7 protein-coding genes are annotated in these 7412 nt (G+C 60.8%); all 7 read right to left on the bottom strand.

Annotated elements, in window-relative coordinates:
* Positions 1-56 precede the first annotated feature (56 nt).
* The 7 genes from HMPREF2129_RS07065 to HMPREF2129_RS11320 all read right to left on the bottom strand — a co-directional run bounded on the left by HMPREF2129_RS07065 (position 57) and on the right by HMPREF2129_RS11320 (position 7283).
* Entirely contained in the window at positions 57-698 is a 642-nt protein-coding gene (locus HMPREF2129_RS07065; RefSeq protein WP_034664757.1) for a 50S ribosomal protein L25/general stress protein Ctc, read from the bottom strand.
* A gap of 249 nt (positions 699-947) precedes the next feature.
* Entirely contained in the window at positions 948-2264 is a 1317-nt protein-coding gene (locus HMPREF2129_RS07060; protein ID WP_084576642.1) for an amino acid permease, read from the bottom strand.
* 83 nt (positions 2265-2347) lie between these two features.
* Positions 2348-3325 carry a ribose-phosphate diphosphokinase gene (locus HMPREF2129_RS07055; RefSeq protein WP_034664754.1) on the bottom strand — a complete coding sequence of 326 codons (978 nt, stop codon included), beginning with the start codon at positions 3323-3325 and terminating at the stop codon, positions 2348-2350.
* Between the two features lie 21 nt (positions 3326-3346).
* Positions 3347-4834 carry a bifunctional UDP-N-acetylglucosamine diphosphorylase/glucosamine-1-phosphate N-acetyltransferase GlmU gene (gene glmU, locus HMPREF2129_RS07050; RefSeq protein WP_373277164.1) on the bottom strand — a complete coding sequence of 496 codons (1488 nt, stop codon included), beginning with the start codon at positions 4832-4834 and terminating at the stop codon, positions 3347-3349.
* Positions 4835-4905: 71 nt separating this feature from the next.
* Positions 4906-6138: an MFS transporter gene (locus tag HMPREF2129_RS07045; protein WP_034664752.1), complete on the bottom strand. Its 1233-nt coding sequence runs from the start codon at positions 6136-6138 to the stop codon at positions 4906-4908.
* Positions 6139-6210: 72 nt separating this feature from the next.
* On the bottom strand, positions 6211-7140 hold the full coding sequence (locus tag HMPREF2129_RS07040) for a hypothetical protein (RefSeq protein ID WP_034664750.1): 930 nt from the start codon (positions 7138-7140) through the stop codon (positions 6211-6213).
* An 11-nt stretch (positions 7141-7151) separates the two neighbouring features.
* Positions 7152-7283 carry a hypothetical protein gene (locus tag HMPREF2129_RS11320; protein ID WP_269544942.1) on the bottom strand — a complete coding sequence of 44 codons (132 nt, stop codon included), beginning with the start codon at positions 7281-7283 and terminating at the stop codon, positions 7152-7154.
* Between the last annotated feature and the right edge of the window lie 129 nt (positions 7284-7412).

The raw sequence follows: 7412 nt of genomic DNA, 5'->3' as shown, positions 1-7412 counted from the left end.
CCCCGCGGTGGGGTGCCGGCCGTTGAGGCGTTTAGCCGTTAGCGTCGATAAGCGGCTTACTCTTCGCCCTCGGCAGCTTCCTCGGTGGACTCAGCGCCAGCCTCAGCGCCGCCCTCCTCAGCTTCCTCAGCGGCAGCCTCGATCTCTTCATCGACCTGCTGGAAGGTGACGTTGATGACCAGGTACTCCGGATCGGTGAGCAGCTCTGCACCCTCCGGCAGCGGCAGGTCGCCAGCCAGGATCTGGTCGCCGATCTCCTTGCCCTCGATGGACACGACGATCTCGTCCGGAATCTTGAGGGCATCGACCTCGATCTCCACCAGGTCCAGCTCCTGCAGGACAACAGCGTCCGGAGCAGCCTCGCCTTCGTGGACAACTGGGACCTCGACGTTGACCTTCTCGCCGCGCTTCACGCCCAGGAGGTCAATGTGGTCAATGTTCAGGGTGAGCACGTTCTGGTCGACGTGCTTCACGATGGCCAGGTGCTTCTCGCCCTCGACCTCGAGCTCGAGGATGGCGTTAGTGCCATCATTACGCACCAGAGCGGTGATCTCCAGGATGTCCACGTGGAAGTGAATATTTTCTTCGCCCGCAGAGTAAATGACGCCCGGCACGCGACCTGCTGCGCGCAGACGACGGGAAGCGCCCTTACCAAACTCTTCGCGCTTCTCAGCCTTAATAACAGGGGTGGTAGCCATGATGGTTCTCCTATGGTGTTCTCACCGGGTGGGGCTACAAAACCGGCCACCCAGACGAAAGTGACAATACGTTCTCGTCGAGTGACCGTGTGATGCTGCGCGAGCAGCGAAAGTCTTCATCGCGTCGATAACGGCCCTGCTGATCTCTCCTGATTGATCTAGATCGATCAGAGCGATCAGCAAGTCCCTCGCCGAGACCTGGAAAATCTTAGCAGCACTCCGGTCGGCTAACCAAACGCGCAGTGGCGGTTAACCAGTGGTGTCAGGAGTTTCTCCCGCGGAGCGTGATAGCGACGCTACGGTGAAGAGGATCACGGCCCACACGCTCATTGCCGCAAGGCCCACGCGGTAATCGGGCAGCATGGCCATAAGAACGATCACCAGTACGAAGTAGGCGGCGCACACGTAGTTAGCCACCGGATACAGCGGAGCCGTGAAGCTGGACGAGTAGCCGCGCTTGCGGAAGTTGAGGTGTGCGAAGTTCACTGCCGCCCACGTGATCAGCTCCGAGCCGACCACAACGGCGAGCAGGATGGTGAAAATCTTGCCCTCAAAGAAGTAATTGAGCAGGACAACGGAACCCATGAGTGCGCCGTTGAACAGTAGGGCGCGCAGGGGCAGACCTTTCTGTGTCGTGTGCGCGAAGTAGCTGGGAGCCTGCCCATTACGGGAAAGGTCGCGCAGCATTCGTGCGCCCGAGTACGTCATGGTGTTGCACACGGATGCGACGGCGGCCATGATCACCAGGTTGAGTAGATGCGCCGCGCCATCGATGCCCACGAAGGTGAGCACGCGCACGAAGGGACTCTCAGAAGCTCCTTGCTCATCCCACGGAGCCAGCAACAAAATGACGCTCATGCCACCGATGTAGAACACCAGGATGCGCCAGATGATGGAGTTGATAGCCCTGGGGATCGTTTGTTCCGGATTTTCAGCCTCCCCGGCGGCCGTTCCCACGGACATGATGCCGCCGAAGGTGAATGTGACCGCGACCAAGGAGAACACGACGCCGGTGGCGCCCATTGGGAAGAAGCCTCCATGGATGGTCAGGTTGTGGAACCCAGCATCCGAGGAAGGCATGAGCACCAGGACGAAGCCAAGGATGATCATGGCCACGAGGGCGAGGACTTTGATCAACGACAGCCAATACTCAGCCTCAGCGAAGATACTCACGCGGGCAGCGTTGATGATCAACACGATGACGAGCGTGACCAGTGCCGTCACCCAGTGCGGGATGTCCGGGAACCAAAAGTCCAGAAAGGTGCCCATGGCGGTGAGCTCAATCATTCCCACCACGATGGTGGTGTACCACCAGTTCCACCCAACGATGAAACCGGCGCGGGGGCTGATGTACTCGCGGGCGTACGCCGCGAAAGAACCGGACACAGGGTTGGCCACAGCCATTTCGCCCAGCATGCGCATGAGCAGATACACGACCACACCCACGATGAGGAATGTGACCAGCACGGCCGGGCCGGCATAATTAATGGATTCGGCAGAACCCAAGAACAGACCTGTACCAATGGCAGAGCCCAGCGCGATCATGTGGAGCTGGCGGCTTTTCATGGCCCTGTGCAGACCAGAATCTACGTCCTGCACAGGAGAAGACCCAGCCTGGACAGCTGGGTCTGGTGTTGGGGCGGACACTTTTACGCTTGGCCCTCAAACAGAGTGGTTACGGAACCGTTTTCGAAGATCTCGTGGATCGTGCGTGCCAGCAGCGGGGCGATAGACAGCACGGTGAGGTTCGTCCAGCCCTCGGTGCTCTGTGGGAGCGTGTCAGTGGTGATGATCTCCTCCGCACCGCAGTTGGACAGACGCTCACGCGCCGGGTCGGAGAACACACCGTGCGTGGTGGCAATCAGCACGGAGCGGGCGCCGGCATCCTTCAGAACGCCAACGGCTCCGGCGATGGTGCCGCCGGTGTCAATCATGTCGTCGAGAAGCACACAGTCCTTGCCTTCAACCTCACCAACAACGCGGTTGGACACAACCTTGTTTGCAGCGTCGATGTCGCGGGTCTTGTGCACGAAGGCCATCGGCGCGTCGCCCAACGTGTTGGCCCACTTCTCAGCCGTCTTCACACGGCCCGCGTCAGGGGAGACCACAACGAGGTTGTCCAGCGAGTACTTGGACTTGATGTAATCCGTCAGGATCGGCATCGCGTGCATGTGGTCCACCGGGCCATCGAAGAAGCCCTGGATCTGGTCGGTGTGCAGGTCCACGGACACGATGCGGTCGGCGCCAGCGGCGGTGAGCAGATCAGCAACTAGGCGGGCAGAAATCGGTTCGCGGCCGCGGTGCTTCTTGTCCTGACGGGCGTACGGGTAGAACGGCAGAATCGCGGTGATGCGCTTGGCCGAACCACGCTTGAGAGCATCAATCATGATGAGCTGCTCCATCAGCCATTTGTTCAGCGGCTGCGCGTGGGACTGGATGACAAAGCAGTCAGAGCCACGAACGGACTCCCCGAAGCGGATGAAGATCTCGCCGTTGGCGAAGTCGCGCGCCGTGGTGGGCACCAGTTCGATGCCGAGTTCGCGGGCGACTTGCTCCGCCAGCTCGGGGTGCGCACGGCCCGAAAAGACCTTGAGATCTTTGTGGCTTTCGACTTTCTTACCGGTCATGAGTCAGGTGTTGCCTTTCAGTCAGTTGTCGCTCGCGGTATCAGTTGCGTTCTCACGTGCGCGCTGGGCAGCGTCCGCTGCGGCCGTACCGGGCCGCTTGGATTCCACCCAGCCCTCGATGTTGCGCTGGCGTCCTTCCTTAATAGCCAAGGCACCCGCGGGAACATCTTCAGTGACTACTGTACCCGCGCCCGTATACGCGCCATCGCCCACGGTCACCGGTGCCACAAACATGGTGTCGGAGCCGGTGCGGCAGTGGTCGCCGATGGTGGTGTGGTGCTTGTTTACGCCGTCATAGTTCACAAAAACGGAAGAGGCGCCAATGTTGGATTCGCGGCCCACCGTGGCATCGCCGATGTAGGTGAGGTGGGGGACCTTAGAACCTTCGCCGATCTGGGCGTTCTTGGCTTCCACGAAGCCGCCGAGCTTGCCGCGCGCGCCCAGCGTCGTGCCCGGACGGATGTAGGTGAAGGGACCCACGGTGGCTTCATCACCGATCACGCCGAGCTCGCCCTGGGTGCGCACGACGGTGGCGCCGCTACCAACTTCCATGTCGGTGAGAGTGGTGTCTGGGCCGATCGTGGCGCCGTCGCCGATCTTGGTGGAACCCCACAGCTGAGTGTTGGGGTGGATGGTCACATCCTGGCCGATTTCTACGTCCACACCAATCCAGGTTGTGGCTGGATCGATGACGGTGGCGCCGGCGCGCATTGCGCGTTCCACCAGGCGGCGGTTGAGTTCCTTACCGGCTGCGGCGAGCTGGACACGGTCATTGACACCGGCGAGTTCGCGGGCATCGGGGGCGGTGAATGCGGCGACCCTGTGGCCGTCGTTACGCGCGATGCCCAGCACATCCGTGATGTACAGCTCGCCCTGCGCATTGTCCGAATTGATGCGGGTTAGTGCATCGCGCAGCACGGCGCCATCGAATGCGAAGACGCCGGAATTGACCTCGCGCACACGGCGCTGCTCATCCGTCGCATCTTTTTCTTCCACGATTTCTTGCACGTCACCGGCCGCGTCGCGGATGATGCGCCCGTAGCCCGTGGGATTCTCGAATTCGAGGGAGAGCACGGTCACCGCGGCATGTTCGCTTTCATGCTTATCGACGAGCTTCTCAATCGTCTCCGCCCTCAACAACGGCACATCCCCATTGGTCACTACAACGGTGCCCGTGAAATCCGGGATCGCCTCCAGGCCGACCTGCACGGCGTGGCCGGTGCCGTTTTGTTCCTCCTGTACCGCTTGAAGGATGGTCACGTGCATGTGCTCAGCGATTGCGTCCACGGCGGGGGAGACCTGGTCACGCTGGTGGCCCACCACGGCGACGAGGTGCGCTGGGTGCACACCGGCGGCTGCGTGCAAAGAGTGCGACAGCAGGCTGCGTCCACCGATCTCGTGGAGCGTCTTCTGCTTCGTTGACTTCATGCGGGTTCCCGCGCCAGCAGCGAGAACAACAACAGCGCGCTGCGGGGAAGAGGAATCAGACGGGATAGCAGGTGTGGTCACCGGCAGGGTCTCCTTGTAGTTAGTACGTCAGGCGAACAGAATCTAGCTTCCCACAGCTTAACCGTGCCGGCTCAGACACCGGGGTCTGAGACGTCTTTGAGGCGTGCTGCACCAATGACACCAGCAAATCCCATGGCAGCGAGGAAGAGCAGCGCGGCCTGCGGGCCGAACGCGGCAATCGCGGAGGAAATCGCACCGACTATGAGCAGCACGATGCCCATGACCGTGTTGGACACACCCGTGATGAGTGTGCGCCGGTCACCCTCGCACATGTCCACTAAGTAGGTCTTGCGGGCCACGCGCACCGTCGTGTGCGCCAGGTTGACCAAGAAGAAGCCGAGGGGCATGACCCAGGCATTCACGCCGTGCGGGGCGAACTGGGCGCTGGCGACGAGCAACAGGATGACAACAGAAGCGACAGCCGCCGCCCCCGACATCGTGGTTTTAGAGGATCTGTCTGACCACATTCCGGACACGCGGCCACCCACCAACGCCGCACCGCCCGAGGCGACGATGAAGGCTCCCAGGCCGGCCAAGTTCGCACCCTCACGATGCGCAAGCACCACGATGAACGGGGTGGACAGCGCCGTGGCCAGCAGCAGGGAACGCACGATGAGGAAATTCTGCAGGGCCCGGTCGCCCTTGACCAGCTGCCACATTTGCTTGAAGCCGTGGTGGCCCGTGGACTTTTCCACCTCTGCTGCCGGTTCTTTAATGCCGGAGAACACAATGCTGGCGAAGGCCCACATGGATGCGCCCAGGGCGAGCAGCGCCACGATGCCCCATTCCGGCAGATCATTAGGCAGGAAGAACAGAATCAATCCGACCGCGAGCGTGAACCCACCGCCCAGGGCTGTTGCGCGGCCCGTAATCACACCGCGGCGACCCTTGGAGATCGTGCGGCCCTGTACATCTTTGCCAGCAATCGAGCACACCGCCCTGAACAGTGCTAGTGCGCCAACGAGGATAAGGGTGGTGATGCCGAGGAGCGTGCCGCTGAAAAGCAACGCGCACACCGCGATGAGCGCAGCTGAAATGGCTTGACCCCATGAACCGATAAGCCACACTTTCTTGCGTGAGGCGTGCGACGTGACCCACGGGCTGAGCGCGAACTGCGGCAGCATGGAGCCTGATTCCCTGATGGGCACCAGGAAGGATGTGAACGCTGCCGGCACTCCAGCGACAGTAAACATCCAGGCCAGAACAGTTTTCGGTGCGACAATCTGATCGCCGATATTCTGCAGGCCGTTTGACCAGATGAACCGGCGGGCGTTGTGCTCCTCATGCGGCATGGGGGAATTCATAAACCGGATAGTAGGTGCTGCGGAAACCCCCGTCGCGCTAAGTGTCGGCTAACTTAGCGCGGGCTACCCGCACTAATCGCACTGAAGCACCCTGGTCAGGAAATCCTTTGGGGCACCCAGCGCACGCAGTTTGTTGTGATCAAAACAGTGGTGTCTGGTAACTGAGGATTGGCCGTCATAATCGATGACTTTCCACTGGCCATTGGTGAAGTGGAAATGTCCGATGAAATCAGTACCGTTTTGTCCGGCTGTGGCCCATGTGCCATCGCAGAAGAGGACGGCGGTTCCCATCGGGGTGGGCCATTCCTCAACAACCTCATCGAAAGCAGCTGGCTCGCAGGAACCTCTGACCGGTTCACCGCCTGAAGTTTCGAGGAACCTGCGGTAGAAGTCCAGCACCGGACCAGACGGGGATAGACCGATTTCGCCGTCGATGATGCCCCAATCGGTGTTGGAGAAGGTCATGGATTCCGTCCTAGTACCGTCCGGGGAGGCGTACTCGGTGCGGCCACCTCCAGGGTCACCTTCCCTGAAATGCCAGGTGGCGCCACTTGGGCAGTCGCCGACGGTGATCTTCTCGGTCCTGATGCTGGGCGCTGTTTCCTCGAGGATGCCGTAGCATCCGCGGTCCGGGTACGTGATGGTTGCTACCGTCAGGTTTTGGTCCCAACGGAAAATGACCTCGGTGGCTTCACCCTCAGGTGTGCCGGCGGTTTCCAGAGTGCCCGTTGTTCGAACAGCCGGTTCCGGGAACTCGATGCCATCTGGTTCCGCCCTCGGCGCATTCGGGTTGATTCCCACCTCGCCTGCGGTGTCTTCCGGAACAGTCTGGGGCAGCAGTGCGGTGGAGGTTGCGCCATCCGGGGTGGTGTAGGAGACATCCATGGTGTCGTCCTTGCTGGGAGTGAAGGTCCATTCGGTGCCGCTGTCGCCTTCACCGTGGACAATGTTTTCGCGGTAGGTGTTCTTCCCGGTACGGGTCAGAGTGGAGTGGCGCTTCAACGTGGGGGAGGTCAGCTCACCGGTTTCGCCATTGTGCGGGATTCAAACAATCCTGCCTTCGTGGCAATGACACCGCCCATCACAGTCACAATGAGAAGTAACACAGCCAGAATTGTCAGCAAGATTTTGTTGGTCTTTGACATCGTTGACGGGACTCCAAAGGCACGGGGTGAAAGCGTTTGGGCTTAAGGGTAGCTGGTGGGGCGCGGGGAAACGTCGATAAGCAAATGCCTTATTTCGAGCCTCGAGCCAGATTTGGTAAGCTCTGGGAC

The organism is Corynebacterium tuscaniense DNF00037 (assembly GCF_000759055.1).
Lineage (GTDB): Bacteria > Actinomycetota > Actinomycetes > Mycobacteriales > Mycobacteriaceae > Corynebacterium > Corynebacterium tuscaniense.
The sequence above is the reverse complement of the archived record's forward strand: the minus strand, read 5'-3'. Positions and strand labels throughout refer to the sequence as shown.